Genomic DNA, 26062 nt, shown 5'->3' with positions numbered 1-26062 from the left:
GGCGCGGCCCGAGCGGGAGCATGCGGCAGGCGGCGGGCGAGGGGCGGAGGGCGGTCAGTCGCCGATCAGGCGGGCGCCGTGCACGGGGCCCGTCACGCGCACGACCGTGTGGCGCGCAGCGCCCAGCGCGAGCTGCAGTTCGAGGGCTCCGTCAGGGTCGGCGGCGAGGAACGCCACCGTGGGGCCGGAGCCTGAGACGATGCCGGCGAGGGCACCGTTGGCCTCGCCGATCTCGAGCACCTGGGCGAGCGCGGGCGCGAGGTGGAGCGCCGGTGCCTGGAGGTCGTTGTGGAGCGACTCCGCGAGCATGTGCGGGTCGCCCGCGCGGAGCGCCTGCAGCACATCGGCGTCGACGGTCGGCTGGGTCTGGGCGGGGAAGATGTCCTGCGCGTGACGGTCGCGGTGGCGGTCGAGCTCCCGGTAGACCTCGGGGGTCGACGAGCCGAACGTCGCGAGCGCCAGCACCCACTGGAACTGCCCCTTCGCGAGCGCCGGGCTCAGCCGGTCGCCCCGGCCGGTGCCGATCGCGGTGCCACCTGTGAAGGCGAACGGGACGTCGGCCCCGAGGCGCGCGGCGAGCCCGAGCAGCTCCTCGCGGCCGAGTTCCGTGCCCCAGAGGGTGTCGCAGGCGAGGAGGGTGGCCGCGGCATCCGCTGACCCGCCGCCCATGCCGCCGGCGATGGGGACGTTCTTCGAGATCTCGAGGTGCACTCCCCCGCGGTAGCCGGCGCGGTGCGCAAGCATGCGGGCGGCGCGGATGGCGAGGTTCGAGCCGTCGGTCAACAGCCCGGTCGAGTCGATGGATCCGGTGAAGGCGACCGAGAAGTCATCGGCGTCGTACGCTCTCACGTCTTCGTAGAGCGAGACGGCTTGGTACGCGGTCGCGACGTCATGGTAGCCGTCGGGCATCACGGCCCCGACTTTGAGGAACACGTTGATCTTGCCCGGCGCCCTGACGTGAACCGCTTTGCCCCGCCAGTTCTGAGTCATGAGAATAACCTACCCGAGCCGGGAGAGCTCGCTCGACGGTGGTCGCGCGGGATGCCCGGGCCGGACAGGCGCGTCACCCGAGAGTGGTCGCGCGGGATGCCCGGGGCCGGCCGGGCACGTCACTCGACGGTTGTCGCCACCCGGGCGATCGAGAGGAAGTCGTGCACCGTGAGGGCTTCGCCGCGGGCGGTCGGATCCTGCCCGGCGGACTCGATGACCTGCGCGGCGGTGGCAGAACTGCCGAACACGCTGGACAGCGACTGCCGGAGCATCTTGCGCCGCTGCTGGAAGGCTGCGTCGACCAGCTCGAACGTGGCGAGGCGCAGCTCCTCGCTGGCAAGGCTCGTCGACGACCGCTCGAACGCCACCAACACCGAGTCGACGTTCGGCACCGGCCAGAACACCTGTCTGCTCACCTGGCCTGCCGTTCGCCAGGTGCCGTACCACGACGCCTTGACACTCGGGCTGCCGTAGACCTTCGACCCGGGGTCGGCGGCGATGCGGTGCCCGACCTCGGCCTGCACCATCACGACCCCGCTCTGGATGCTCCAGAAGTGCTCGAGGAAGTGCAGGAGTACAGGCACGGAGACGTTGTACGGCAGGTTCGCGACCAGCCGGGTGGGGGCGCCGGGCAGGGACATGATGCGCATCGCGTCGTCGCGGATGACGGTCAGCCGGGCATCCGGTTGCAGCAGGCCGACCGTGAGCGGGAGCTGCTCGGCGAGGCGTTTGTCGATCTCGACCGCGATGACCTCGGCTCCGACCTCGAGGATGCCGAGGGTGAGAGAGCCGAGCCCGGGACCGACCTCGACCACCGTCTCCCCGGGTTGCACGCCCGCAATGCGCACGATGCGGCGCACCGAGTTGCCGTCGATGACGAAGTTCTGGCCGAGCTTCTTCGTCGGGGTGAGGTTCAGCAGCTCGGCGAGGTCGCGGATCTCGGCCGGGCCCAGCAGCGCTGCGCGTTCGTCGGTCATCACTCGCTCCACTCGGGCAGCACGACGGGCTCAGCGTTCCACGAGCCGTAGACGAGCTCCGTGTTGGAGGAGATCTGCGCGGCGAGCATCGACACATCGGTGCCGAGGTGGTCGGCCATCGCCCGGAGGGTGTGCGGGATCAGGTAGGGCGCATTCGGCCGGCCCCGGTTCGGCACCGGCGTGAGGAAGGGGGCATCGGTCTCGACGAGCAGCAGGTTGCGCGGTGCGATCGCGAGGGCTTCGCGCAGCTTGGCCGCATTCTTGAAGGTCACGGTGCCCGCGAACGACATGTACCAGCCGTTCTCGGCGCAGATCTCAGCCAACTCGGCGTCGCCCGAGAAGCAGTGGAAGACCGTGCGCTCCGGTGCTCCGACGCGCTTCAGTGTCGCGATGACCTCGGCGTGGGCGTCACGGTCGTGGATCTGCATCGCGAGGTTGTTCTCTTTCGCGATCTCGATGTGCGCCTCGAACGAGCGGTACTGCGCGGCGATGGCTTCGTCGCCGGAGGTGCGGAAGAAGTCGAGCCCCGTCTCGCCGATCGCCGCGACGCGGGGGCGGGTGGCGAGTTCGGCGATGACCGCGAGCGCGTCGTCGAGACCGCCTGCGAGCTCGTACACGGGAGCCTCGTTCGGGTGCAGGGCGACGGCCGCGAGCATCCGGGGCTCGCGGAGCGCCTGCTTGGCCGACCAGCGGGAGGTCTCGACGTCGCCGCCGACCTGCACGACCCCGCGCACGCCGACACTGGATGCCCGGTCGAGGTGTTCGCGGTACGTGAGCGTCTCACCGGGTGCGCCGTCGGCGATCTCGAGGTGGGTGTGGTTGTCGTAGACGGGAACGGTGAGCGGCTGCGGGAGCGGCGGGTAGCTCAGGTCACGCCCGGGCGAGGGGTCGCGTTGCCGGATGGCACCGGCACCAGACGCACCGGCATCAGACGCACCAGCACCAGACGTACCAGCACCAGACGCTCCGCCCGAAGGCGGCCCGTCGTCGGTCACGCCGCACCCTCGATGGTCTCGACCCGCGGGAACAGCGGCTCGAGTGGAACCACGCGGCCGGAGCTCTGCCACTCCCACGCACGGCGGAGCGGCACGGCGCCGAGGTCTCCCACGCCGCCGAGCGCGAGCCACAGTTTCGCCGTGGCCTCCGGGATCACCGGTGAGAGCAGCACGGCGAGCGTACCGACGCCGTGCACGGCCGTGGCCAGCACGGTCTGCAGCCGCTCGCGGGTCTCGGGCTGCTTCGACAGGGCCCACGGCTCCTGGGCCGTGATGTACCCGTTCAGGTCGTCGACCAGCTGCCAGATGCTCGTGAGCGCGTCGTGGATGGCGAGTCGTTCGATGGCCGCGTCGGCATCGGCCGTGGCGGTCTGTTCCACTGAGCGGATCTTCTCGTCGGCCTCCTCGAGCGCCCCGGCCGCCGGGATCTCCCCGTCGAAGTAGCGCGACACCATCGCGACGACGCGCGACGCGAGGTTGCCGAACCCATTGGCGAGCTCGGACTGGTAGCGGGCGGACAGGTCTTCCCAGCTGAACGATCCGTCCTGGCCGAAGGTGATGGCGCTCATGAAGTAGTACCGGAACGCATCCGACCCGAACGTGTCGGTGATCTGGTTCGGGGCGATGCCGGTGAGCTTCGACTTCGACATCTTCTCCCCGCCCACGAGCAGCCAGCCGTGGCCGAAGACCTGCTTCGGCACGGAGAGCCCGGCAGCCATCAGCATCGCCGGCCAGATGACGGCGTGGAAGCGTGCAATGTCTTTGCCGACGATGTGCGTGGCGGGCCACAGCTCCTCGAAGCGGGCGTCGTCGCTGCCGTAACCGGCCGCAGTGATGTAGTTCAGCAGCGCGTCGAACCAGACGTAGACGACGTGCGTGTCGTCCCACGGGACCTTGATGCCCCAGTCGAACGACTGGCGGCTGATCGACAGGTCGTTCAGCCCACGCTTCACGAAGGCGACGATCTCGTTGCGCACGCTCTCGGGCTGGATGAAGTCGGGGTTCGACTCGTAGAGGTCGAGCAGCGGCTGCGTGAAGTCGCTCATGCGGAAGAAGTAGTTGCGCTCCTGCAGCAGCTCCACCGGCTTGGAGTGGATGGCGCAGACCTGCACGCCCTCGTACTGCCCGGTGCCGGCGACGAGGTCGGTGGGCTGCTTGTACTCCTCGCAGCCCACACAGTAGAAGCCCTCGTAGTCCCCCGTGTAGATGTACCCGGCGTCGAAGAGTCGCTGCAGGAAGAGCTGCACGTTGGCCTCGTGCCGCTCATCGGTGGTGCGGATGAAGTCGTCGTTCGAGATGTCGATGGTCGACAGCAGCGGCTGCCAGGCCGTCTCGACGAGGCGATCGGCCCACTCCTTCGGCGAGACGCCGTTCGCGGTAGCCGTGCGGAGGATCTTCTGCCCGTGCTCATCGGTACCGGTGAGGAACCACGTCGGGTCGCCCGCCTGGCGGTGCCAGCGCGCCAGAACGTCACTCGCCACCTCGGTGTAGGCGTGCCCGATGTGGGGCACGTCGTTGACGTAGAAGATGGGAGTGGTGATATAGAACGAAGAGCCGTCGGACATGCTCATCATCTTAAGGTGTGCCGGTCATCCGAACCGCCCTGTTACCGGGGCGGGGGATAACCCGGCAGATCCGCCACCTGTGGACGAGAGGACGCACCGGATGACCTGCCGGCCAGCGCCGCCTCATAGAGGTCACGCTTACTGAGCCCCGTCGCTTCGGCGATGGCCGCCGCGGCATCCTTCAGGCGCGTGCCGTCGGAGACCAACTCGCGCACCTGGGCCAGCCCGGTCTCGAGTGTGACGTCGAGCGCGGGCGCCCCCGCGACCACGAGCACGATCTCGCCCTTCACCCCGGCCGACGCCCACGGCACGAGGGATGCCGCGCCGCCCCGCCGCACCTCTTCGTAGAGCTTCGTCAGCTCGCGGCACACCGCGACGACCCGATCGTCGCCGAGCACCGCCGCGATGTCGCCGAGCGAGGCCGCGAGCCGGTTCGGCGACTCGAAGAACACCATCGTGCGGCGCTCCCGCACGAGTTCCGTGAGCGCCGAGACCCGGTCGCCCGGTTTCCGCGGCAGGAAACCCTCGAAGGTGAACCGGTCGGTGGGCAGCCCCGAGACCGCGAGCGCCGACACGACCGCCGACGGGCCGGGGATGACCGTGACATCCACCCCCGCCGCGACAGCCGCCTGCACGAGATGGAACCCCGGATCGGAGACCGTCGGCATGCCGGCATCGCTCAGAACGACGAGGTCGGTCGTGCGCGCCAGTTCGACCAGCTCGGCCGACTTCTCCCGCTCGTTGTGGTCGTGCAGCGCAAGGAGGCGCGGCCGGTTCTCGACGCCGAGCGCACGCAACAGCTTGGCCGTGACGCGCGTGTCCTCGGCTGCGACCACCTCGGCGGCTTCGAGCGTCTCGACGAGGCGCACGGAGGCGTCCTTGAGGTTGCCGATCGGAGTGGCGGCGAGGATGATCATCCCCCCAGTCTCGCACCGCTGGGCCCGGCGGGGTTGTCGGCCCGGCGGGGAGGTCGCCCGCTACCATGGGGCGGGTGAGCCACGCGACCGACGCCGTACACCCAGCGCCAGCACCGCCCGTCGTCGAGGGCCCGCGCGGCAGCCGGCTCGACTCGTGGTGGGGTGCGCTCGTCTCCACTCCGGCGAGGCAGCGCGCGTGGCGGTGGGGCGGCCCGATCGCCGTCACCCTGCTCGCCGCGATCCTCCGGCTCTGGAACCTCGGCGACCCACACAGCCTGGTCTTCGACGAGACGTTCTACGTCAAAGACGGCTGGTCCCTGCTGCACCTCGGCTACGAGGGATCCTGGCCGGCGACGCCCGACCCCGCGTTCAACGCCGGCGACGTCAACACCTATACCGACAGCCCGACGTATGTCGTGCATCCACCGCTCGGAAAGTGGATCATCGCGCTCGGCCTGGCCGTCTTCGGGGCCGAGAACAGCTTCGGTTGGCGCATCTCGGTGGCGGTCTGCGGCATCCTCGGCGTGCTGCTGATCTCGATGATCGGCACCAAACTCTTCCGTTCGACGCTGCTCGGCACGATCGCCGGGTTCCTCTTCGCGATCGACGGGCACGCGATCGTGATGTCGCGGGTGGGCATTCTCGACGGCATCCTGATGCTGTTCCTGCTGCTCGGGTTCGGCGCGTTCCTGCTCGACCGAGAGTGGCACCTGAAACGGCTGGCCGAGCGGATAGCCGCACGCGAGCGCGAGGGTGACGAAGTGCTCTGGGGCCCGGCGATCTGGAACCGGCCGTGGCTGGTGGCCGCGGGCGTCGCCCTCGGCCTCGCGACCGCCGTCAAGTGGTCAGGCCTCTACTTCCTCGTCGCGTTCGCGCTCTGGACGGTGCTGGTGGATGCCCTGGCGAGGCGCCGCGCGGGCCTGCCCTTCTGGATCAGCGCCGCCATCCTCAAGCAGGGCCTCGCGACGTTCGTGCTGCTCGTGCCCGTCTACCTCGCGAGCTACCTCGTCACCTGGACGGGCTGGTTCACGAGCACGAACGGCTACTACCGCAACTGGGCGCAGACCGACGGCACGCCCTGGGCCGGCGGCCTCGCCTGGGTGCCGCTGACCATCCAGAACTTCTGGCACTTCGAAGTGTCGGTCTACAACTTCAACGTGAACGAACACTCGCCGCACCCGTATGCAGCCAACCCGTTCACCTGGTTGTTCATGATCCGCCCGACACAGATGTATGTGAACACGATCAGCGACGGTACGGGTGGCTGTGGCGAGCAGACCTGCTACGAGAACATCACCTCGGTGGGAAACGCCGCGATCTGGTGGGCCGCGACAGCTGCCATCTTCTTCCTCGTCTACCGTCTCATCCGGAAGCGCGAGTGGCAGGTCGGCATCATCCTGATGGGCATGGTCGGCGGTTACCTGCCCTGGCTGCTCTTCTCGGGCCGCACGATCTTCCAGTTCTACACGATCGCGTTCGAGCCCTACATGATCCTCGGACTGACCTTCGTGATCGGCATGGCGCTCGGCAAGCGAACGGATGCCCGGCGAAAACGGGTCGCGGCCCTCTGGGTCGTGGGCGCCTACCTGCTGCTCGCGGTGGCGGTGTCGGTGTTCTTCTGGCCCGTCTGGACGGCGCAGCCGATACCGGGCTGGCTGCTGACGCTGCACTACTGGCTGCCGACGTGGCGCTAGCGCCGCGCTGGCTTCCCGGCCCGAGCTGGCTTCCCGGCCCGCGCTGGCTGCCCGGCTTCGCGGTCGCAGGGCTGGCCACGCTCGTCGCGTTCCTCCTCCACCTCGCCCTGCCGGCCATCCCGCTGCTCACCGCGGCGGTCGGGCTCGGGATGATCGTGGGCCAGATCCCCGCCACGCAGCGGTTGCTCGACACCGTGCTGAAGCCGGGGATCGCGCTGGCGGCCCGGCGGCTGCTGCGGATCGGTATCGTGCTGCTCGGCCTGAAACTCTCGCTCTACGACATCGCCGGGCTCGGCTGGCCCACGATCATCGTGATCGTGCTCGTCGTCGGGATCACGTTCGCAGCCACCCTCGGGCTCGGCCGGCTGATGCGCCTGCCCGGCACCCAGCCGATCCTGATCGCTGCCGGATTCTCGATCTGCGGGGCCTCGGCGATCGGTGCGATGAGCGCCGTGACCCGCAGCAAGGACGAGGACCAGGCAACCCCCGTGGCCCTGGTGACGCTCTGCGGCACGCTGGCGATCTTCATCCTGCCGGCGCTCCGCTTCCCGCTCGGCCTCGACTACGCGGACTTCGGCCTCTGGGTCGGGCTGAGCGTGCACGACGTCGGGCAGGTCGTCGCGACCGCCCAGATCGCCGGTCCCACCGCGCTGGCTGCGGCCGTCGTCGTCAAGTTGACGCGGGTGCTGACGCTCGCCCCGATGGTCGCGATCGTCGGGTTCGTCAAGCGCAGGCGCGACCGCCGGGCGTTCCGGGCCGAGGATCAGGGGCGGTCTTCTGCCGGCGCGGAATCCACTGACCGGGCCAAGCGGCCAGCGATCGTGCCCCTGTTCATCGTGGGCTTCCTCGCCGCGGTGCTCGTGCGAACGTTCCTGCTCGGCGACGGCGTGATGGGAGCTGCGGTGGCCGGGTCGGTGCTCTCCGTCGCGGACACCGCACAGACCATCCTGCTCGGCATGGCGCTGTTCGCGCTGGGCTCGAACATCCGCTTCGCCACCCTTGCCCGCACCGGCTGGCGCGCGCTCATCGTCGGCCTGGCGTCGTGGCTGCTGATCGCGCTGCTGTCGCTCGCGGCGGTCGCGCTGCTGCGCTGACCGCCGCTGCACCGACCCGCAGGGGCGCCAGCCGGCGGCCGTCAGCCCGCGACGGCCGCCTCCTCGCGCGCCACGTACGCGGCCACGAGCTCGCGCTTCAGCACCTTGCCCGACGGTCCGAGCGGCAGCGACTCCACGATGTCGATGTGGCGCGGGTACTTGTAGGCCGCGACATCCTGCTTCACGAACACGGTGAGTTCATCGGCTGTGGCCGACGCGCCGGCAGCCAGCACGACCGAGGCGATGATCTCCTGCCCGTGGGTCTCGTGCGGCACCCCGTAGACGGCCACCATCGAGACCGCCGGATGCCCGGCCAGCACCTCCTCGACCTCGCGCGGGTACACGTTGTAGCCGTTCCGCAGGATCATGTCCTTCGTGCGGTCGACGATCGTGAGGTAGCCGTCTTCGTCCTTCCGGCCGAGGTCGCCGGTGCGGAACCAGCCGTCCACCATCGCCTTCGCCGTGTCCTCGGGACGGTTGTGGTAGCCATTCATCAGGTTGTGCCCCCGGATGACCAGCTCCCCCAGCTCGCCGGTCGGCAGCAGCACGATCGAGTCGGCCGTCTCGGCGTCGGCGATCTCGACATCCACCCCCCAGATCGGCGTGCCGATCGTGCCCGCGCGCGGCGGAACCCCGACCATGTTGAACGTGGCGACGGGCGACGTCTCGGTCAGGCCGTACCCCTCGTGGATCTCGGTTCCGAACAGCTCCTTGAAGCGGTTGATCACGGCGACGGGGATCGCCGCACCCCCGGAGATGCCGTAGCGGAGCGGGGGCCTGGTATCGGTGCGGGTCGCCGCATCCAGAAGCGCGATGTACATCGTCGGCACACCCATGAAGATCGTGCACTGCTGGTCGTTCATGACCTTCAGCGCCGTGTCGCCGTCGAACTTCGGCACCATCACCATGGTCGCTCCGGCGCGGAAGACCGTGTTCATGGTGCAGGTCTGACCGAACGTGTGGAACAGCGGCAGGGCGCCGAGAACCTTGTCATCCGCCTTCATGTCGAAGGTCGTCAGCAGCGAGACGTTCACCTGCTCGACCAGCGCCAGGTGCGAGCCCTCGGCGCCCTTCGGCGTTCCGGTCGTACCGCTGGTGTAGAGGATGGTCGCTGTGTCGAAGGGTTCGCGCTGCACATAGGTGTCGATCGGCACGGATGCGCGAGCCTCGTCCTCGAGCCGGGGCGGCAGCCCGGGGTTCGCCTCGGGCAGCAGCACGCTGAGAACCGGCACACCGGCGAGGCCCGCGCCCTTGGCGCCCTCGGCCAGCAGCGGAGCGGCGCAGACCAGCAGCTCGGCGCCGCTGTCGCGGAGCACGTATTCGATCTCCTTGCCCTTCAGCAGGGCGTGGATCGGCACGACCACGCCGCCGAGCGAGAGCACCGCGTAGTAGATGCGGGGGAAGTCCGCGACGTTCGGGATGAGCATCGCCACGGCGGTGCCGGGGCCGACCCCACGGTCGCGCAGGGCACCCGCATACTCGCGGGTCTGCTGCCAGAGTTCTGCGTAGGTGGTCGAGGTCTCCCCGACCACGATCGCGACGTGGTCGGGTGTGCGCTTCGCGGATTCGACGAGAATCGACGCAACGGACATCGTGGCAAAACCTGCACTCATGAAGCACTTCTTTCGGTCGGCATTGACGTGCATACAGCTTAGTTCGGGAGTCTCAGAACTGTCTGCGAGACCCGCGTCGCCGTCTGCGAGACCCACAGCGTCACATTGCGTCGCAGTGGGCTCCGCAGGGCATTCGTCGCTGTAGCCTCCGGTAGTTTGGCTTCTATGGCAGATCGCGAATACGGCTTCAGGACTCGTGCAATCCACGCAGGCAACATCCCCGACGAGGTGACCGGCGCCCGCGCGCTGCCGATCTACCAGACGTCGGCTTTCGTCTTCGACGACACGGCTGATGCCGCGGCCCGCTTCGCCCTGCAGAAGTACGGCAACATCTACAGCCGGCTCGCGAACCCCACGGTCGCCTCGTTCGAGGAGCGCATCGCGAGCCTCGAGGGCGGACTCGGCGCCGTCGCGACCGCGAGCGGGCTCGCCGCGCAGTACATCACCTTCGCCTCACTCGTCGGGGCGGGTGACCACATCGTCTCGTCTGCCAACCTCTACGGCGGCTCGATCACGCAACTGGATGTCACCCTCCGGCGTTTCGGCGTCGACACCACGTTCGTGCGGAGCTCCGACCCCGCCGACTATGCCGCAGCGATCACCGACAGGACGAAGCTGATCTTCGCGGAGACCGTCGCGAACCCGTCCGGCGAGGTCGCCGACATCGAGGGGCTCGCCGAGGTCGCGCACGCGCACGGCATTCCCCTCATCATCGACTCGACCATTGCCACCCCGTTCCTCAACCGGCCCATCGAGTGGGGTGCCGACATCGTCATCCACTCGGCCACCAAGTTCCTCGGCGGGCACGGCACAACCCTCGGCGGCGTCGTCGTCGAGAGCGGCAGGTTCGAGTGGCACAGCGAGAAATTCCCGCTGTTCGGCCAGCCCGTGCCGAGCTACGGCGGCCTCGAATGGTCGGGCAACTTCGGCGAGTACGCCTTCCTGACCCGCCTCCGCGCCGAGCAGCTGCGGGACATCGGCCCCTCCCTCGCCCCGCACTCCGCCTTCCTGCTCGCGCAGGGCGTCGAGACCCTGCCGTTCCGCATGCAGGCCCACATCGACAACGCACGGATCGTCGCGGAGTGGCTCGACGCGGACCCCCGCGTCGAGTACGTCAACTGGGCAGGCCTTCCCGCGCATCCGCACTACGAGCGGGGCCTGAAGTACCTGCCGAAGGGGCCGGGCTCGGTCTTCAGCTTCGGCGTCAAGGGCGGCCGGGATGCCGGGCGCACCTTCATCGAATCGGTCGACCTCGCCAGCCACCTCGCGAACATCGGCGATGCGAAGACGCTGGTGATCCACCCCGCGTCGACGACCCACGCCCAGCTGAACGAGCAGCAGCTCGTCGAGGCGGGTGTGCTGCCCGGCATCGTGCGCATCAGCGTGGGAATAGAAGACCCCGAGGACATTGTTTACGACCTCGACCAGGCACTGACAAAGGCGACGGAAGGTCTCTCATGACTCTCACCAGCGAAACTCCCCTCCCCACAGCTGTCCCCGACGATCTCGTCACGGCCCAGCTCTCGAACGGGCTGACCTGCTCGGTCCCCTCGTCGTCACCGCTTGCGAAACTCCTGAAGTCGCAGCGCACCTGGGTCGGCCCCGACGCGAAGGAGCGGCTGAAGATCCTGCGGAAGGCGAAGTCGATCGCGATTGTCGGCGCTTCGCCGAACGCCGCCCGGTCCAGCTACTTCGTCGGCACCTACCTGCTGTCGTCGAGCGACTACCGCGTCTACTTCGTGAACCCCAACGCGAAGGAGATCCTCGGCCAGCCCGCCTACCCTGACCTCGCGTCCCTCCCCGAGGTGCCCGACATCGTCGACGTGTTCCGGAAAGCCAGCGACATCCCCTCGGTCATCGACGACGTGATCGCCAGCGGCGCGAAGACCGTCTGGGTGCAGCTCGGCATCTGGAACCAGGAGGCGGCGGAGTACGGCGAGAGCCAGGGCCTCACCGTGGTCATGGACCGCTGCATCAAGGTGGAGCACGCCCGCTTTCACGGCGGACTGCACCTGCTGGGGTTCGACACGGGCCAGATCTCGGCACGCAAGACGCTCCGGTAGGGCGTTGCGGTTACGGCCGAACGTTGCAGCCGGGCGCTGCAGCCGTGCGTCGCCGTGATCGTGGCCGAGTGTACGGAGCGACGGCATTCGACGCCGAATGTTACGCGTCTGTGACTTTCAGGCCGGATGTTCAGGTCGGTGTCACCGGTCGCCGCTAGCGTGAGAGACGTGATCTCGTCTGCCGCCTTCCCGACACCTCCCGCCACGCGTCCCGCCGTGTCGCCCTCCGTGTCGACCCAGTGGCTCTGCGATCATCTCGGCTCCGACACGATGGTGGTTCTGGATGGCCGTGGCTTCGGCCGCGCGGCCGGACCGTCGGAGGCGCGGTGCTCGCGCATCCCCACCGCCCTCTTCGCCGACGGGTTCGCGGCCGCGGATGACGCGTCCTTCCGGGAGATCACTCTCCGCTACGGCATCGATTCCAGCTCGACGGTCGTGCTGTACGACGCGGGTGCGGGATCGAAGACCGCAGGGTCATCCGCAGGGTCGGAGACCGCACCTGTGGATGACGCTGCCCGACTCCGCGACGTCTTCCGATCTTTCGGCCACGAGCGTGTCACCGTTCTCGACGGCGGTTTTGCGAAGTGGAACGCCGAGGAGCGGCCCACCGAATCGGCCGCAGACTCCTCCGCAGCCTAGAACCCTGGCCCGCCTTCGGACCGGGCCTCCGCTCGGAGCCGCACCATCAGTTCGAGGGCGGCTCCGAATCCGATGGGCCGTGACAATGCGTCCGGCCCCAGCGGCGCGAGCGCCCGTAGCGCGACAGACCGATACGCTGCGTCGCCGGTCTCCCGGTAACGGAGGTACGCAGCCTCAGCCGCAGCACTGTTGCCCGACGGGTACGCCCCCTCGGAGACGTCTCCCTCCAGGAGCAGCCCGCGGGCAGCCAGCACGGGGTCACCGCCGCCGGGTACGACGAACAGCTTCTGGGCAGTGCCGACGCTTCCGGCAGGTGCGTCGCTCTCTCCCGGCTCAGCACCCGCCTCCAGCACAGCGTCCAGCAGCGCCGCTCCCGCCGCACTGTAGCGCTTGTCGCCGGTTGCGGTGCCGAGCCGCAACAGGCCAGCGCTGAGCATGCCGTAGTCCTCGAGGGTGGCGCGCGCCTCGGAGACCCGGCCTCCGAGTGACGCGCGCACCACCGTTCCGTCGGCCCGCAGGTGGTGGGCGAGCAGGTAGTCCGCCGCCTGTCGGGCTGAATCGAGGAGGCCGTTCTCGCCGAAAGCCGACCCAGCGTGAGCCAGGGCACCGATGGCGAGGCCGTTCCACCCGGTGAGGATCTTCAGGTCGACAGCCGGAGGCACCTCCGCCGCACGCTGCCCGGCATCGAGCCCGTAGTACCCGCCCTCGGTCCGGACTCCCCCGACAGTGCTCTCGGAATCCTGCGCGGAGCCGAAGCCGCCCTCCGGCTGCTGCAGGCGCGTCATCAGGTAGTCGGCGATGCCGAGCGCCGTCTCCTTCGCCCAATCGGCACCCGGCTGCTTCTCGGCCGCGGTCGTGTACGCGTCCAGCAGCAGCGCGTTGTCGTAGAGCATCCGTTCGTAGTGCGGGTCGCTCCAGTCCTGTTGGGTGGCGTAACGGAAGAATCCGCCCTCGATGGGGTCGCGAAGCGGGGAGGCCGCCATCACCTTGAGTGTGCGATCGGCCAGCGGAGCATCCATCGCCTGCAGGAACCGCAGCACCGGGGCAACCGGGAACTTGGGAGCGGTTCCGAACCCTCCGTGCACGGTGTCCTCGTAGGCGTCGAGCTCGAAGACCACCTGGGCCAGCTCCGCCGTGGTCGGCAGTTCGGGGTCGGGCGACACCGGCGAGTCGTACTGCTGCCCCGCCGTTGGCGCGTGTTGCGATCCCGCCTCGGCGAGCGCCTCGACGAGTTGCGCGGCCGTACTCTCGACGTCGCTCCGTCTGCTCCGCCAGGCCTCCTGCACCGCATCGAGCACCTGCCGGAACGACGGGTTGCCCTGCACGGCGACCGGGGGCGAGTAGGTTCCCGCGAAGAACACCCGGCCGCCGGGTGTCGCGAACACATTCAGCGGCCAGCCGAGGTTCTGGGTGAAGGCGCCGGCCGCCGCAAGGTAGACCGAGTCGACCTCGGGGTGCTCCTCCCTGTCGACCTTGATCGCCACGAAGCCGTCGTTGAGCACAGCGGCGAGGGCAGGATCGCTGAAGCTCTCCCGGGCCATCACATGGCACCAGTGGCAGGTGGAGTAGCCGATCGACACCAGCACCGGCACATCCCGCCGCACCGCCTCGGCGAAGGCCTCCTCACCCCAGGGGAACCAATCCACCGGGTTGTCGCTGTGCGAACGGAGATACGGACTTATCGCTGTGGCGAGTCGGTTGGCCATGCTCCCAGCGTACGGGGCCCGCCCGCAGGGCCGGCCCCGGCCACGGCCTCCGGCCCGACCGACGCTCCGGCCCGGGGCCCGGTCCGCACCCGGCCCGGCGCCCCACCCACGCTTGTAGAATGGAATGCCCATGATTCCCGCGTCGATCCACTTCCCGCCAGAGCTCCCCGTCAGCCGACTCCGCGAAGAGATCGCCCGCACCATCGAGGCGAACCAGGTCGTGATCATCGCCGGCGAGACCGGCTCGGGCAAGACCACCCAGATCCCGAAGATCTGCCTGGAGCTCGGCCGCACCAGCATCGGCCACACCCAGCCGAGGCGGATCGCCGCGCGCACGATCGCCGAACGCATAGCCGAGGAGCTCGGCCAGGAGGTCGGCGAACTCGTCGGCTACCAGGTGCGGTTCACCGACAGGGTCGGAGCCGACACCCGCATCAAACTGATGACCGACGGAATCCTGCTGAACGAGATCCACCGCGACCGCCTGCTGAAGAAGTACGACACGATCATCATCGATGAGGCGCACGAGCGGAGCCTCACCATCGACTTCCTGCTCGGCTACCTGCGCGAACTCCTGCCGAAACGCCCCGACCTGAAGGTGATCGTCACCTCGGCGACGATTGACCCCGAGAGCTTCTCCCGGCACTTCGGCGGCGCGCCGATCATCGAGGTCTCCGGCCGCACCTTCCCGGTCGAGGTGCGGTACCGGCCGCTCGTCGCAGACGGCGCGGTTCTGGATGACGTCGACGACGTCGACGACGAGCCCGCCCCCCGCTCGCGACCCGGCACCGGGCCGGGCGGAAGTCGCGCCGGCACCGGCGCAGGTACCTCGACCGGGCGGACCGGCGCCGGCGCAGGTACCTCGACCGGGCGGACCGGCGCCGGCGCAACCGCCGACCGTGACCCCCTCGACGCCGTCAACGAGGCCCTCGACGAACTCGCACGGGAGGGCGACGGGGACGTGCTCGTCTTCTTCTCGGGCGAGAACGAGATCCGCGACGCCGAGGAGTCGATCCGCGGCCGCCTGAACTCCGGCGGTTCGGGCTCGCTCGGTGCTGCCACCGAGGTACTCCCGCTCTACGGACGGTTGAGCGCCGCCGACCAGCACAAGGTCTTCCAGCGGAACAGCACCCCGGGCATCCGGCGCCGGATCGTGCTGGCGACCAACGTGGCCGAGACGAGCCTCACCGTTCCGGGCATCAAGTACGTGATCGACACGGGCACGGCCCGCATCAGTCGTTACAGCGTGCGGTCGAAGGTGCAGCGCCTGCCGATCGAGGCGATCTCGCAGGCCTCGGCCAACCAGCGCGCGGGACGGAGCGGGCGCACGAGCGACGGTATCTGCATCCGGCTGTTCTCCGTGGAGGACTATCTCGCCCGGCCCGAGTTCACCGAACCGGAGATCCTCCGCACGAACCTCGCGGCGGTCATCCTGCAGATGATCTCGCTGGGGCTCGGCGACATCGCCTCGTTCCCCTTCCTGCAGCCGCCGGACTCCCGGGGCATCAAGGACGGGCTCGACCTGCTGAGCGAACTGGGCGCGATCAATGCCCCAGGGTCGTCGTCGAACAAGCCGGGCGCATCGGCGGTACCGACTCTCAGCAGGGTCGGGCGCGACCTCTCCCGGATGCCGATCGAACCCCGCTTCGCGCGGATGGTGATCGAGTCGAAGAACCACGGCACCAGCCGTGAGGTGATGGCGATCGTGGCCGGGCTGACCGTCCAGGACCCGCGGGAACGCCCGCTCGAGAAGCGGCAGCGCGCTGACGAGTTCCACGCGCGGTTCACCGACCCGACCAGTGACTTCCTGACCCTGTTGAACCTCTGGAACTATGTCGAGGAGAAGCAGCGGGAGCTGTCGTCGAGCGCCTTCCGCCGGCTCTGCAAGGCCGAGCACCTGAACTACCTGCGGGTGCGGGAATGGCAGGACGTCTTCCGTCAGCTCCGCCAGCTCAGCAAGCCCCTCGACCTGGTGATCGGCGAGCCGTCCGTCGACCCCGACGGCATCCACCGGTCTCTGCTTGCGGGTCTGCTCTCCCACATCGGCCTGAAGGACACCGCGAAGAAGGACTACGTCGGCGCACGCCAGACCCGGTTCAGCCTCTTTCCCGGCTCTGTCCTGTCGAAGAAGCAGCCGAACGCGGTGATGAGTGCGGAGCTGGTGGAGACGAGCCGGCTCTTCGCCCGGATGAACGCCTCCATCGATCCGGCGTGGGCGGAGTCGCTGGCCGGGGACCTCTGCAAGCGGAGCTATTCGGAGCCGCACTGGGAGAAGAAGCAGGGAGCGGTGGTCGCGTTCGAGCGGGTAACGCTCTACGGGGTGCCGATCATCCAGAAACGCCGGGTGCAGTTCTCCCGGGTGGATGCCGCCTATGCCCGTGAGCTGTTCATCCGGCACGCCCTCGTCGACGGTGACTGGGAATCCCCTCACGCCTTCGACCGGGAGAACCGGCGATTCCGTGACGAGCTCGCCGAGATCGAGGAACGCAGTCGCCGCCGCGACCTGCTGCTCGACGACGAGGCGGTCTTCGAGTTCTACGACAAGCGCGTGCCGCGTGACGTCAACACCGCGCGGAGCTTCGACGGCTGGTGGAAGAAGGCCCGGCACGACACGCCTGCGCTGCTCACGATGACCGTCGATTCGCTGCTGCCCGAGGGCGCACCGGAGGTCGACGAGACGAAATTCCCCGCGGCCTGGCAGCAGGGCGACCAGCAGCTCGCGCTGTCGTACCGGTTCGAGCCGGGCTCCGACGATGATGGGGTCAGCGTGACCGTTCCGCTCGCTCTGCTGCCGCGGCTGGAGCCGGAGGACTTCGAGGCGCAGGTGCCGGGCTTCCGCGAGGAACTGGTGACCGCGCTGATCCGCTCGCTGCCGAAGGCGATCCGGCGGAACTTCGTGCCGGCGACCGACTGGGCGTCGAAGCTCCTGACGTCGCTGCCGGATGCCGGGAGCGACGAACTGACCTTCCTCGCCTCTCTCGCCCAGACCATGTCGCGCCTGGCGTACGTACCCGTCGCCGTGAGTGATTTCGACCGCTCGCGCATTCCCTCGCATCTCTCCGTCTCCTTCCGTGTGGTGGATGAGACGGGCAAGACTGTCGCGGCGTCGAAGGATCTGCCCGCACTCCAGGCCCGGTTCCGTTCGGCGGCGCGCGACAGTGTCGCCCGTGCTTCTCGCCAGACCGCGCACTCGTTGGAGCGGAGCGGCCTCACAACGTGGGACTTTACGGAACTGCCGAGGTTCGTGGACACGAAACTCCAGAACAGTGTGATTCGCGCATATCCCGCGATTGTGGACGAGAAGAGCTCTGTTGCGATCCGGCTGATGAGCACCCAGCAGGAGGCCGACCGGCTGACGCCCGCGGGCATCCGGCGCCTGCTGCTGCTCGCCGTGCCCTCACCGGTGTCGTACGTTCGCGAGCACCTCAGCCAGAACGAGAAACTGATCCTCGCAACGAGCCCCTACCCGGGCATCCAGGCCCTGTTCGACGACTGCCTGCGCGCTTCGGCCGACGAGGTGCTGCGGGCCGAGCATCCGGCGGGCCTGCTGTACACGAAGGACGAGTTCGAGGCTGTCCGCGATCGCCTCTCGGCCGGCATCATCGATTCGATGTACCAGACCGTCGCCACCGTTGCGGCGACCCTGCTGAAGGCTCGGGATGCCGAGCGGGCCCTCAAGGCTGTGACCAGTGTGTCGCTGCTGCCGGCACTGTCGGATGCCCGGGCCCAGCTGGCGGCGCTGATCTTCCCTGGCTTCATCTCCTCCACAGGCACGGTGCAGCTGCGGAGTTATCCACGGTACTTGACAGGGGTTGAGCAGCGTATGCAGAAGTTGCCCGACGCACCGGCACGGGACCGGGCCTGGATGACGGAGGTACAGAATGCCACAGCACGCTACGAAGCATCGGGCGGCGCGCTCCCCCTGCCGGCGGATGCCGCCTCGGTGCTGAGCGCCCCGCTCATCCGCGCGCGCTGGATGATCGAGGAGTTGCGGATCAGCCTCTTCGCGCAGTCGCTCGGAACCGCTGAGCCCGTCTCGCTCCAGCGGCTGCAGAAGCTGCTCGCGAGCTGAGTTGGCCGCCGGGCTGAGCCGGCTGCCGGGCTGGGGCTGCTGCCGGGCTGAGTCGGCCGTGAGCTGAGGCTGCTGCCGGGCTGAACTCCCGGTGACGATCGGATGTCTGCACCTGCCACAGGGGCGTTCTTGTACCGTCCAACCGGTACACTTGACCTCTTGTGAGCAGTTACGCAAATCTTCTGAAGACCCGCGGTGTCGGGCGGATCATGGCCGCCCAGCTCGTGGCACGGTTCCCCTTCGGCATGCTGTCGCTCGCCTTCCTGCTGCACATCGAACGGGTGCACGGATCGTATGGCGCGGCCGGGCTGGTGCTCGCCGCACTGTCGATCGGGCAGGCGATCGCGGGACCGCTGACGAGCCGCCTGATGGGCCGGCTCGGCATGCGGCCGGTGATCACGGGCACGATCGCGATCTGTGCGATCGCTGTCTCCGTCATCGCGCTCGTTCCGATGACGATCCCGCTGACCATGGGGGTCGCCTTCGCGGCGGGCCTCACGATGCCGCCGATCCAGCCTGCCGTCCGCACGATCTACCCGAAGATGGTCAACTCGAAGCAGCTCACCCCGCTGTTCTCGCTCGACGCCTCGGCGCAGGAGATCATCTGGGTCGTCGGGCCGGTCATCACCACCTTCACCGCGACGCAGGTCGGCACGGTCGAGGGCATCCTGCTCGCGGTCGCGTTCCTGGTGGGCGGCGGCGCGTGGTTCCTGTCGAGCCCCGAACTCGGCCGGGTGCGCATCCCCCGCAGCCGCAAGCGCCTCGGGGCGGTGCTGGCCAAGCCCCCCGTTCTGCTCGCGACGATCGTCGGCTTCCTGCTGGTGGCGGCCTGCGCGGCGATCGAGGCAGGGGTCGTCGCCTCGTTCGGGCACGGCGGCGCGGAGGCCGGTATCGTGCTGGCCATCTTCGCGGTGGGCTCCCTGGTCGGCGGTCTCGCGCTCGGCCACGTCGGAATCGGTCCGTGGGCCCTCGCGCAGCGCATGCTGATCGTCTTCGCCGGCACGGCGATCGCAGCCGTCTCCCTGAACGTGTGGTGGCTCGCTGTCTTCCTGTTCCTGGCCGGGGTCGGTATCGCTCCCGCGCTGGCCGTGATGTTCTCGATCGTCTCGTCGAGCGTGCGTTTCAGCGAGACGGCGGAGGCGTACGGCTGGGTCGGCACCGGCCAGCTCATCGGTGCGGCTGTCGGATCCGCTCTCGCGGGGTTCCTCATCGACGCGCAGGGACCGACGGGCGCGTTCGTCGTCGCCGCCGCACTCGCGCTCGTCGGTTTCCTCGTGCCCCTCCTCGGTCGGCGCTGGCACCCGGACCTCCGCGGCAGGGACGCCAGTCCGATTCCCGACACCGAGCCGTTCGCCGCCGTCACGAGCTGAGCGCGCCCCGGCCGGTGGCGAACGGCAAGGGCGCGCGACCGTAGAAGAATGGGGTCATGACCACAGCTCCAGCGATGCCCCTGAACGACGGCCACACGATCCCGCAGGTCGGGCTCGGGGTCTACAAAGTGACCGACGCCGAAGCGGTCGACGCGATCGGAGTCGCCCTCGACGCCGGCTACCGCCACATCGACACGGCGACCCTCTACGACAATGAGGTCGGGGTCGGTGAGGCTGTGAACCGCTCGGAGGTGGATCGCCGGGAGATCTTCGTCACGACGAAGGTCTTCCAGGACCGACACGGCTACGACGAGGCACGCCGCTCCTTCGATGAGAGCCTCGACCGGCTGGGACTCGACTATGTCGACCTCTTCCTGATCCACTGGCCCGCACCGAAGCAGAACCTCTATGTCGAGACCTGGCGGGCCCTCGAGAGGATCCAGGCCGACGGGCTGGCCCGATCCATCGGCGTCTCGAACTTCCACACGCACCACCTCGACCGGCTCGCGGCCGAGACGGGTGTGGTTCCGAGCGTCAACCAGGTGGAGCTGCACCCGTGGCTCCCCCAGGCCGACCTCCGCGCGTACCATGACGCGCACGGTATCCTCACCGAGGCGTGGTCGCCGCTCGCCCGGGGCCGGGTGCTCGGCAATCCCGTGCTCGACGGTATTGCCGCGAAGCACGGCGTCTCCCCCGCGCAGGTCGTCATCCGCTGGCATGTGCAGCTCGGGAACGTCGTCATCCCGAAATCGATCACGCCCTCGCGCATCGCGAGCAACATCGACGTGTTCGAGTTCACCCTCGACGACGCAGACCTCGCCCTCATCGCCGCGCTCGAGACCGGTGAGCGCACCGGCCGCGACCCCGACGACGTCGGCTAGCGGCCTCCCGCCGTCGCTCGCGAGAAGGGCGGGCGCTCTCTACCAGCGGGAGTGGATGCTCTGGCGGAAGTAGCGGTCGTAGATGGCGTGCACACCGTCGTCGAAGGCGGCGCCGAGGGGCGGGAGGGAGCCCGCCTCCGCGTTTCCCACGGCCTGGCCGGGGGTGCGCGCGCCGGGGATGACCGCGCTGACGCCGGGCTGCTGTGCGACCCAGGCGAGAGCGGCGGTGGCAGGCGCGACGCCCTCCGGCACCAGCTCGGCGAACGCACGGGCCGCCTCGACACCGGTGGCGAAGTCGACGCCCGAGAAGGTCTCGCCCACATCGAATGCGCTGCCGTCCCGGTTGAAGGTGCGGTGGTCGTTCGCGTCGAACGTGGTCTCGGCCGTGTACTTGCCGCTGAGGAGCCCGGAGGCGAGCGGGACACGCGCGATGATGCCGACCCCCGCGGCGCGCGCCGCGGGCAGCACCTCGTCGAGCGGCTTCAGCCGGAACGCGTTCAGGATGATCTGGATGGTCGCGGTGCCGGGCCGCGCGATGGCGGCGAGCGCCTGGTCTGCGGTCTCCACGCTGAACCCGTAGGCGGCGATGCGTTCCTCGGAGAAGAGGGTGTCGAGCGCGTCGTAGACCGCATCGTCGGTGAAGACCTCGGAGGGCGGGCAGTGCAGCTGCACCAGGTCGAGTGTGTCGACGCCGAGGTTCTGGCGCGACCGGTCTGTCCACAGCCGGAAGTTGTCGAGCACGTAGTTCGACGCGACCTGCGCCTCCCGCCGCCCCATCTTCGTTGCGACCGTGATCGAGTGCCCGGGGTTCGATGCCAGGTAGGAGCCGATCGTCTGCTCGCTCCGACCGTCGCCGTAGACGTCGGCCGTGTCGAAGAAGGTGACACCATGGTCGACAGCCGCATCGAGTACGGCCAGGGCATCCTCTTCGTGGACGTCGCCCCAGTCGGCGCCGAGTTGCCAGGTGCCGAGCCCGATCTCCGAGACGGTGCGGTGGGTACGGCCGAGTTCGCGTGAATGCATTCCCCCAGCCTAGGGCGGATAACAACCCGATAACCATGTGCGCTGGGGAGGCTTGATTCGCAGGTGGTTTGCCTACAGTGTGGCCATGAAGCGAAAATTGCTCGTTATCGGCGCACTGTCCGTCGCCCTGCTGCTCGGTGGATGCTCGGCCCTCGGCAGCGCATCCAGCAGTTCGCCGGGCGAAACCTTCGAAGGCGGTGGAACCTCCAGCGACGCGAACAACTCCCCCGGAGGCACGCTGGCGGCACACTCCGACGGCGACACGGGCCGGGATGTCGCGACACTGGTTCCCGGCGCGCAGATCGTCACGACGGGAACCATCGCCCTCCTCGCCGAGGAACCGACAACCGTCGCCGACCGCGCCGTCGCCCTGGCGACGTCGCTCGGCGGGCATGTCGACAACCGGACGGAGCAGACCTCCGGCGACGCACGAGCCGACCTCGTGCTCCGCATCCCCAGCGAGAAGGTGACCGAGGCGATCGACGGCCTGAAAGAGCTCGCCACGGTCGACTCCGTCAGCATCACGGCGACGGACGTGACGGCCCAGTCGAGTGACATCGCCGCGCGGATCACCGCCCTGCAGACCTCGGTCGCCCGGCTCCTCGACCTGATGTCGAAGGCGACGAGCACCACCGACCTCATCGCGCTGGAATCCACCCTCTCCGAGCGCCAGGCCGACCTCGACAGCCTGGTCGCGCAGCGCACGGCGCTCACCGACACCGTCGCCTACTCCGCGATCACGGTCAGTGTCGATACGGCCGCCACCGCGCCGACGGTCGGTCCCGGCGACTTCTGGAGTGGCCTCGGCACCGGTTGGTCCTCGCTGGTGACGGCGCTGTCGGGAGCTCTTGTCGCGTTCGGGGTGGCCCTGCCCTGGCTGGTCGCGCTCGCTCTGATCGCCGCGATCGTGCTGCTGGTCATCCGTCTCGGCATGCGTCGTACACGGCGAGCGGAGGAGGCGCAAACGCCCAGCTGATTTGCAGCCTGTAGGGAATCGACTAGCCTCCCGCGGTGTTACATGTATCAAAGGTACAAGAACCTCAGGCACAAGTACGTCAGGGAGACACTGTTGAGCAAGGTCTATGTCGAGATCGAGAACGAGTTCGGTGAACTCGCGCGTTACAAGCACCACCTGAATGGTCGCGGCTTCATTTCGGCGACCGCGACGGTGCACCCGAGCGCCTACATCGAATCGTCCGCCTACGTCGAACCCGACGCCCAGGTCGGGCAGGGTGCCTGGATCGGCGCCGGCAGCTGGATCGACCGCGGCGCCCTCGTGGGTGCCGGAGTGTTCATCGGGGCGAGCGTGCACGTGGGGCAGGAATCCCGCATCGGCCGCGGCGCGAAGATCGGCAGCCACAGTCGTATCGGCGACCGCGCGACCGTCGCCGACTCGGTGCATGTCGCTCACGACTCCGTCGTTCCCGACGACTCGGTCGTCAGCCGTTCATCCCACGCCGAGGGGTCTTTCGCGAAAGCCGCCTGACCCCGCCCCGCTGGGACACCACGCCGGCACGCCACCGCGTCCTATGCTGTGGACATGAAGCTCCTGTTCAGCGTGCTGCGCATCCTGGTCGCAGCCGCCATAGCCACCGCCATTGTGGGCCAGCTGGCCCACACCGCGAATCTCGCCAACCAGGCGAACCCTGCATCGGTGGGTTTCGTGGTGGTCAATTTCTTCAGCTTCTTCACGATCGACTCCAACGCGGCCAGCATCGTGGTGCTCGTCGTCGGGGCAGCGCTGGTCGTGCGCCGCGTGTCGCCCGATCCCGTGCTCTTCACCACTGTGCGCGCAGCCGTGGTCACCTACATGGTGACCACCGGAATCGTCTACAACCTGTTGCTCCGCGGCATTGCACTCCCCCAGGGACAGACGCTCGCCTGGTCGAACGAAATTCTGCACGTGATCGCGCCGATCTACCTGCTGCTCGACTGGCTGTTCGCCCCGGGGCGGGTGCCGCTGAACTGGAAGCGTCTCTGGGCGATCCTGTCCTTCCCGATCGTCTGGGTGGTCTACACCCTGGTCCGCGGGCCGCTGGCCATCGACAGCGCCACCGGCAAGGAGTGGTACCCGTACCCCTTCCTGAACCCGGCGACGTCGGCGAACGGCTACCTCTCCGTGACGTTCTATGTGATCCTCATCGCCCTGGTCATCACGGCGATCGGTGCGGGAACGATCTGGATCAGCCGCAGGCGCACTATAGTTAGTTAGGCTAAAGCAACTAATAAGTGCCCTACTGACTCCGGAGCATCCTGTGGCCTCTCGTACTGCCCTGTTCACCAAGGATCACCCCAGGTACCGCTGGGTCGCGCTCAGCAATACCACTCTCGGCGTGCTGATGGCGACGATCAACTCGTCGATCGTCATCATCTCGCTGCCCGCCATCTTCAAGGGGATCGGGCTGAACCCGCTGGAACCCGGCAACGTCAGTTACCTGCTCTGGATCCTGATGGGCTACATGCTGGTGACGGCTGTGTTCGTGGTCACCTTCGGTCGGCTCGGCGACATCTACGGCCGCGTGAAGATCTACAACATCGGCTTCATCGTGTTCACCGCCGGATCGATCGCCCTTGCCCTGGACCCGTACAGCGCCGGAGCGGGCGCGATGTGGCTCATCGTCTGGCGGGTCGTGCAGGGCGTCGGCGGGGCCATGCTCTTCGCGAACTCGACCGCGATCCTGACCGATGCGTTCCCTGTCAACAAACGCGGGTTCGCCCTGGGGATCAACCAGGTCGCTGCGATCGCCGGCAGCTTCATCGGCCTGATCGTCGGCGGACTGCTCGCCGTGGTCGACTGGCGCGCGGTGTTCTTCGTGAGCGTTCCGATCGGCATCATCGGCACGATCTGGTCGTACAAGTCGCTGCACGAGGTCGGCACCAGTACGAAGAGCTCGGTGGACTGGCCCGGCAACATCACCTTCGCGGTCGGCCTCACGGCCGTGCTCGCCGGGATCACCTATGGGATCCAGCCTTACGGCGGCATGACGATGGGCTGGCTGAATCCGTGGGTGCTCGCGGCCATCATCGGAGGCCTCGCTCTGCTCGTCGTCTTCGTGATGATCGAACTCCGGGTGGCAAACCCGATGTTCAACATGCACCTCTTCAAGATCCGGGCCTTCACGAGCGGCATCTTCGCCGGGCTCCTGGCTGCCATCGGGCGAGGTGGGCTCCAGTTCATGCTGATCATCTGGCTTCAGGGCATCTGGCTACCGCTGCACGGCTACTCGTACGAGGACACCCCGCTCTGGGCAGGCATCTACCTGCTGCCGATCACCATCGGCTTCCTGATCGCCGGACCGCTGTCGGGGGCACTCTCGGATCGCTTCGGCGCCCGGGCCTTCGCGACGACCGGCCTGCTGCTGAACGCCGCCACCTTCCTCGCCCTGCTGGTCATCCCGGTGAACTTCGAGTACTGGGAGTTCGCCCTCATCACCGGGCTCAGCGGCATCGGTTCCGGGCTCTTCAGTTCGCCCAACCGCACCGCGATCATGAACAGCGTGCCCGCGAACCAGCGCGGTTCGGCCTCGGGAATGGCGGGCGCCGCACTGAACGCCGGCAGTTCGCTCTCGATCGGAGTGTTCTTCTCGCTGATGATCGCCGGGCTCTCCTCTTCCCTTCCGGGAGCCATGACGGCGGGCCTCAGCCAGAACGGTGTGCCGGCGAACATCGCGGCGCAGATCGGCCAGACTCCCCCGGTCGGCAGCCTGTTCGCCGCTTTCCTCGGCTACAACCCGATCGAGAGCCTGCTCGGCCCCACGGGAGTCCTCGGCAGCCTGTCGGCCCAGAATTCGGCCACCCTCACCGGCCAGACGTTCTTCCCCGAACTGCTGTCGGGTCCGTTCCACGACGGTCTCGTGCTCGTCTTCGTGGTCGCCGCCGCCATGTCGGTCATCGCCGCGGTGATGTCGATCACCCGTGGCTCCAGGTACGTGCACGTCGAGGAGGCCGTTCCCGAGAAGGGGGCGAGCGTCCCGCAGCCGTCCACCCGCTCAGTGTAAAGTCGAGAAATGCCTGACGAAACCAGCATCGACCGCCACGAGGTGGCCGAACGCCTCCTGCTGGCCATCAGCCGCCTGAATCGCCGCATCCGCCCCGTCGGTGACGAACTGAGCAATGGGGTGCTCTCGGCCCTGTCGAGCGTGAACGCCGCCGGTCCGCTCCGCCCGAGCGACCTCGCGCGGCTCGAGAACGTCGCCGCCCCCACGATGACCAGGATCGTCGCCGATCTTGAGAACCGGGGCCTCGTCGAACGCGAACCCGACCCGGCAGACGGCCGGTCGTTCCTCCTCCGCGCCTCCGAGTCGGGTGTGGAAGCGGTCGCGAAGGCGCGCCTCGCCCGCACCAACCGGGTACTGCAGTTGCTCTCCGACCAGTCCGACGACGATATCGGCACCCTCGCGCAGGCGCTGCCGGCGCTCGAGGCGGCTGCAGCGAACCGCAGCTGAGCCCCCAGCCCGCCAACC

General features: G+C 68.5%; 21 protein-coding genes. 13 read left to right on the top strand and 8 right to left on the bottom strand.

From position 1 onward, the window contains the following. Nucleotides 1-54: 54 nt before the first annotated feature. The 5 genes from FB464_RS02610 to rsmI form a co-directional block, all read right to left on the bottom strand. The gene (locus FB464_RS02610; protein WP_116415243.1) at nt 55-990 is read right to left on the bottom strand and encodes a 4-(cytidine 5'-diphospho)-2-C-methyl-D-erythritol kinase; all 936 of its coding nucleotides are present in this window, start codon (nt 988-990) and stop codon (nt 55-57) included. Nucleotides 991-1109: 119 nt separating this feature from the next. Then, complete coding sequence (gene rsmA, locus FB464_RS02605) at nt 1110-1967, bottom strand: 16S rRNA (adenine(1518)-N(6)/adenine(1519)-N(6))-dimethyltransferase RsmA (RefSeq protein ID WP_116415244.1); 858 nt, start codon at nt 1965-1967, stop codon at nt 1110-1112. Further along, nucleotides 1967-2869 (bottom strand): TatD family hydrolase, encoded by a 903-nt coding sequence (locus tag FB464_RS02600; protein ID WP_116416641.1) that lies wholly within the window; start codon nt 2867-2869, stop codon nt 1967-1969. Before FB464_RS02600 ends, rsmA begins: the two co-directional genes overlap by 1 nt. Nucleotides 2870-2958: 89 nt before the next feature. Next, the gene (metG, locus tag FB464_RS02595; protein WP_116416642.1) at nt 2959-4527 is read right to left on the bottom strand and encodes a methionine--tRNA ligase; all 1569 of its coding nucleotides are present in this window, start codon (nt 4525-4527) and stop codon (nt 2959-2961) included. Nucleotides 4528-4568: 41 nt separating this feature from the next. Continuing rightward, nucleotides 4569-5444 (bottom strand): 16S rRNA (cytidine(1402)-2'-O)-methyltransferase, encoded by an 876-nt coding sequence (gene rsmI / locus FB464_RS02590; RefSeq protein ID WP_116415245.1) that lies wholly within the window; start codon nt 5442-5444, stop codon nt 4569-4571. A gap of 74 nt (nt 5445-5518) precedes the next feature. On the opposite strand from rsmI, the gene FB464_RS02585 reads away from it, so the two are divergent. Both FB464_RS02585 and FB464_RS02580 read left to right on the top strand, forming a co-directional pair. Beyond that, a complete protein-coding gene (locus tag FB464_RS02585) occupies nt 5519-7138 on the top strand; it encodes a dolichyl-phosphate-mannose--protein mannosyltransferase (RefSeq protein WP_246092890.1) in 1620 nt (539 codons plus the stop codon). Beyond that, entirely contained in the window at nt 7129-8232 is a 1104-nt protein-coding gene (locus tag FB464_RS02580) for a YeiH family protein (RefSeq protein ID WP_246092889.1), read from the top strand. Before FB464_RS02585 ends, FB464_RS02580 begins: the two co-directional genes overlap by 10 nt. A 41-nt stretch (nt 8233-8273) precedes the next feature. Here the strand turns inward: FB464_RS02580 and FB464_RS02575 are convergent, their stop codons facing one another. Beyond that, nucleotides 8274-9845 carry a long-chain-fatty-acid--CoA ligase gene (locus tag FB464_RS02575; protein ID WP_116416644.1) on the bottom strand — a complete coding sequence of 524 codons (1572 nt, stop codon included), beginning with the start codon at nt 9843-9845 and terminating at the stop codon, nt 8274-8276. Nucleotides 9846-10010: 165 nt separating this feature from the next. Here FB464_RS02575 and FB464_RS02570 point away from each other — a divergent pair, with 165 nt between their 5' ends. The 3 genes from FB464_RS02570 to FB464_RS02560 all read left to right on the top strand — a co-directional run bounded on the left by FB464_RS02570 (nt 10011) and on the right by FB464_RS02560 (nt 12547). Continuing rightward, nucleotides 10011-11306, top strand: a complete 1296-nt coding sequence (locus tag FB464_RS02570) for an O-acetylhomoserine aminocarboxypropyltransferase/cysteine synthase family protein (protein ID WP_116415247.1) — start codon at nt 10011-10013, stop codon at nt 11304-11306. Continuing rightward, the gene (locus tag FB464_RS02565; RefSeq protein WP_116415248.1) at nt 11303-11908 is read left to right on the top strand and encodes a CoA-binding protein; all 606 of its coding nucleotides are present in this window, start codon (nt 11303-11305) and stop codon (nt 11906-11908) included. The genes FB464_RS02570 and FB464_RS02565 overlap by 4 nt, the downstream gene beginning before the upstream one ends. A 168-nt stretch (nt 11909-12076) precedes the next feature. Continuing rightward, the gene (locus tag FB464_RS02560) at nt 12077-12547 is read left to right on the top strand and encodes a rhodanese-like domain-containing protein (RefSeq protein WP_170151930.1); all 471 of its coding nucleotides are present in this window, start codon (nt 12077-12079) and stop codon (nt 12545-12547) included. Here FB464_RS02560 and FB464_RS02555 read toward each other — a convergent pair. Continuing rightward, the gene (locus FB464_RS02555; RefSeq protein WP_116415250.1) at nt 12544-14253 is read right to left on the bottom strand and encodes a thioredoxin domain-containing protein; all 1710 of its coding nucleotides are present in this window, start codon (nt 14251-14253) and stop codon (nt 12544-12546) included. The genes FB464_RS02560 and FB464_RS02555 overlap by 4 nt on opposite strands. 124 nt (nt 14254-14377) lie before the next feature. Between FB464_RS02555 and hrpA the strand changes: the two genes are divergently transcribed. From hrpA to FB464_RS02540, 3 genes are all read left to right on the top strand, one after another. Continuing rightward, on the top strand, nt 14378-18325 hold the full coding sequence (hrpA, locus tag FB464_RS02550; protein ID WP_246092888.1) for an ATP-dependent RNA helicase HrpA: 3948 nt from the start codon (nt 14378-14380) through the stop codon (nt 18323-18325). Between the two features lie 161 nt (nt 18326-18486). Continuing rightward, nucleotides 18487-19695 carry an MFS transporter gene (locus tag FB464_RS02545; RefSeq protein ID WP_116415252.1) on the top strand — a complete coding sequence of 403 codons (1209 nt, stop codon included), beginning with the start codon at nt 18487-18489 and terminating at the stop codon, nt 19693-19695. 56 nt (nt 19696-19751) lie between these two features. Further along, a complete protein-coding gene (locus tag FB464_RS02540; protein WP_116415253.1) occupies nt 19752-20576 on the top strand; it encodes an aldo/keto reductase in 825 nt (274 codons plus the stop codon). Nucleotides 20577-20615: 39 nt separating this feature from the next. On the opposite strand, the gene FB464_RS02535 is transcribed toward FB464_RS02540, so the two are convergent. Then, on the bottom strand, nt 20616-21599 hold the full coding sequence (locus tag FB464_RS02535) for an aldo/keto reductase (protein WP_116415254.1): 984 nt from the start codon (nt 21597-21599) through the stop codon (nt 20616-20618). 85 nt (nt 21600-21684) lie between these two features. Here FB464_RS02535 and FB464_RS02530 point away from each other — a divergent pair, with 85 nt between their 5' ends. The 5 genes from FB464_RS02530 (at nt 21685) to FB464_RS02510 (ending at nt 26044) form a co-directional block, all read left to right on the top strand. Next, nucleotides 21685-22575, top strand: a complete 891-nt coding sequence (locus FB464_RS02530; RefSeq protein ID WP_116415255.1) for a DUF4349 domain-containing protein — start codon at nt 21685-21687, stop codon at nt 22573-22575. Nucleotides 22576-22668: 93 nt separating this feature from the next. Further along, nucleotides 22669-23085, top strand: coding sequence for a transferase (locus FB464_RS02525; protein ID WP_170151931.1), 417 nt, complete (start codon nt 22669-22671; stop codon nt 23083-23085). Between the two features lie 54 nt (nt 23086-23139). Further along, on the top strand, nt 23140-23811 hold the full coding sequence (locus tag FB464_RS02520) for a Pr6Pr family membrane protein (protein ID WP_116416645.1): 672 nt from the start codon (nt 23140-23142) through the stop codon (nt 23809-23811). A gap of 43 nt (nt 23812-23854) precedes the next feature. Then, nucleotides 23855-25597 (top strand): MFS transporter, encoded by a 1743-nt coding sequence (locus FB464_RS02515; protein WP_246092887.1) that lies wholly within the window; start codon nt 23855-23857, stop codon nt 25595-25597. Between the two features lie 9 nt (nt 25598-25606). Then, nucleotides 25607-26044 carry a MarR family winged helix-turn-helix transcriptional regulator gene (locus tag FB464_RS02510; RefSeq protein ID WP_116415257.1) on the top strand — a complete coding sequence of 146 codons (438 nt, stop codon included), beginning with the start codon at nt 25607-25609 and terminating at the stop codon, nt 26042-26044. Nucleotides 26045-26062: the final 18 nt, after the last annotated feature.

Origin of the sequence: Subtercola boreus (assembly GCF_006716115.1) — a bacterium.
GTDB classification, from domain to species: Bacteria; Actinomycetota; Actinomycetes; order Actinomycetales; family Microbacteriaceae; genus Subtercola; species Subtercola boreus.
This window is presented reverse-complemented; position numbering and strand designations above follow the sequence as displayed.

What these genes read in the sequence shown, in the direction of transcription:
- FB464_RS02610 (WP_116415243.1), bottom strand. Translation starts at nt 990, where the DNA reads ATGACTCAGAACTGGCGGGGCAAAGCGGTTCACGTCAGGGCGCCGGGC.
- rsmA (WP_116415244.1), bottom strand. Translation starts at nt 1,967, where the DNA reads ATGACCGACGAACGCGCAGCGCTGCTGGGCCCGGCCGAGATCCGCGAC.
- metG (WP_116416642.1), bottom strand. Translation starts at nt 4,527, where the DNA reads ATGTCCGACGGCTCTTCGTTCTATATCACCACTCCCATCTTCTACGTC.
- rsmI (WP_116415245.1), bottom strand. Translation starts at nt 5,444, where the DNA reads ATGATCATCCTCGCCGCCACTCCGATCGGCAACCTCAAGGACGCCTCC.
- FB464_RS02575 (WP_116416644.1), bottom strand. Translation starts at nt 9,845, where the DNA reads ATGAGTGCAGGTTTTGCCACGATGTCCGTTGCGTCGATTCTCGTCGAA.
- FB464_RS02570 (WP_116415247.1), top strand. Translation starts at nt 10,011, where the DNA reads ATGGCAGATCGCGAATACGGCTTCAGGACTCGTGCAATCCACGCAGGC.
- FB464_RS02565 (WP_116415248.1), top strand. Translation starts at nt 11,303, where the DNA reads ATGACTCTCACCAGCGAAACTCCCCTCCCCACAGCTGTCCCCGACGAT.
- FB464_RS02555 (WP_116415250.1), bottom strand. Translation starts at nt 14,253, where the DNA reads ATGGCCAACCGACTCGCCACAGCGATAAGTCCGTATCTCCGTTCGCAC.
- hrpA (WP_246092888.1), top strand. Translation starts at nt 14,378, where the DNA reads ATGCCCATGATTCCCGCGTCGATCCACTTCCCGCCAGAGCTCCCCGTC.
- FB464_RS02540 (WP_116415253.1), top strand. Translation starts at nt 19,752, where the DNA reads ATGACCACAGCTCCAGCGATGCCCCTGAACGACGGCCACACGATCCCG.
- FB464_RS02535 (WP_116415254.1), bottom strand. Translation starts at nt 21,599, where the DNA reads ATGCATTCACGCGAACTCGGCCGTACCCACCGCACCGTCTCGGAGATC.
- FB464_RS02530 (WP_116415255.1), top strand. Translation starts at nt 21,685, where the DNA reads ATGAAGCGAAAATTGCTCGTTATCGGCGCACTGTCCGTCGCCCTGCTG.
- FB464_RS02520 (WP_116416645.1), top strand. Translation starts at nt 23,140, where the DNA reads ATGAAGCTCCTGTTCAGCGTGCTGCGCATCCTGGTCGCAGCCGCCATA.
- FB464_RS02510 (WP_116415257.1), top strand. Translation starts at nt 25,607, where the DNA reads ATGCCTGACGAAACCAGCATCGACCGCCACGAGGTGGCCGAACGCCTC.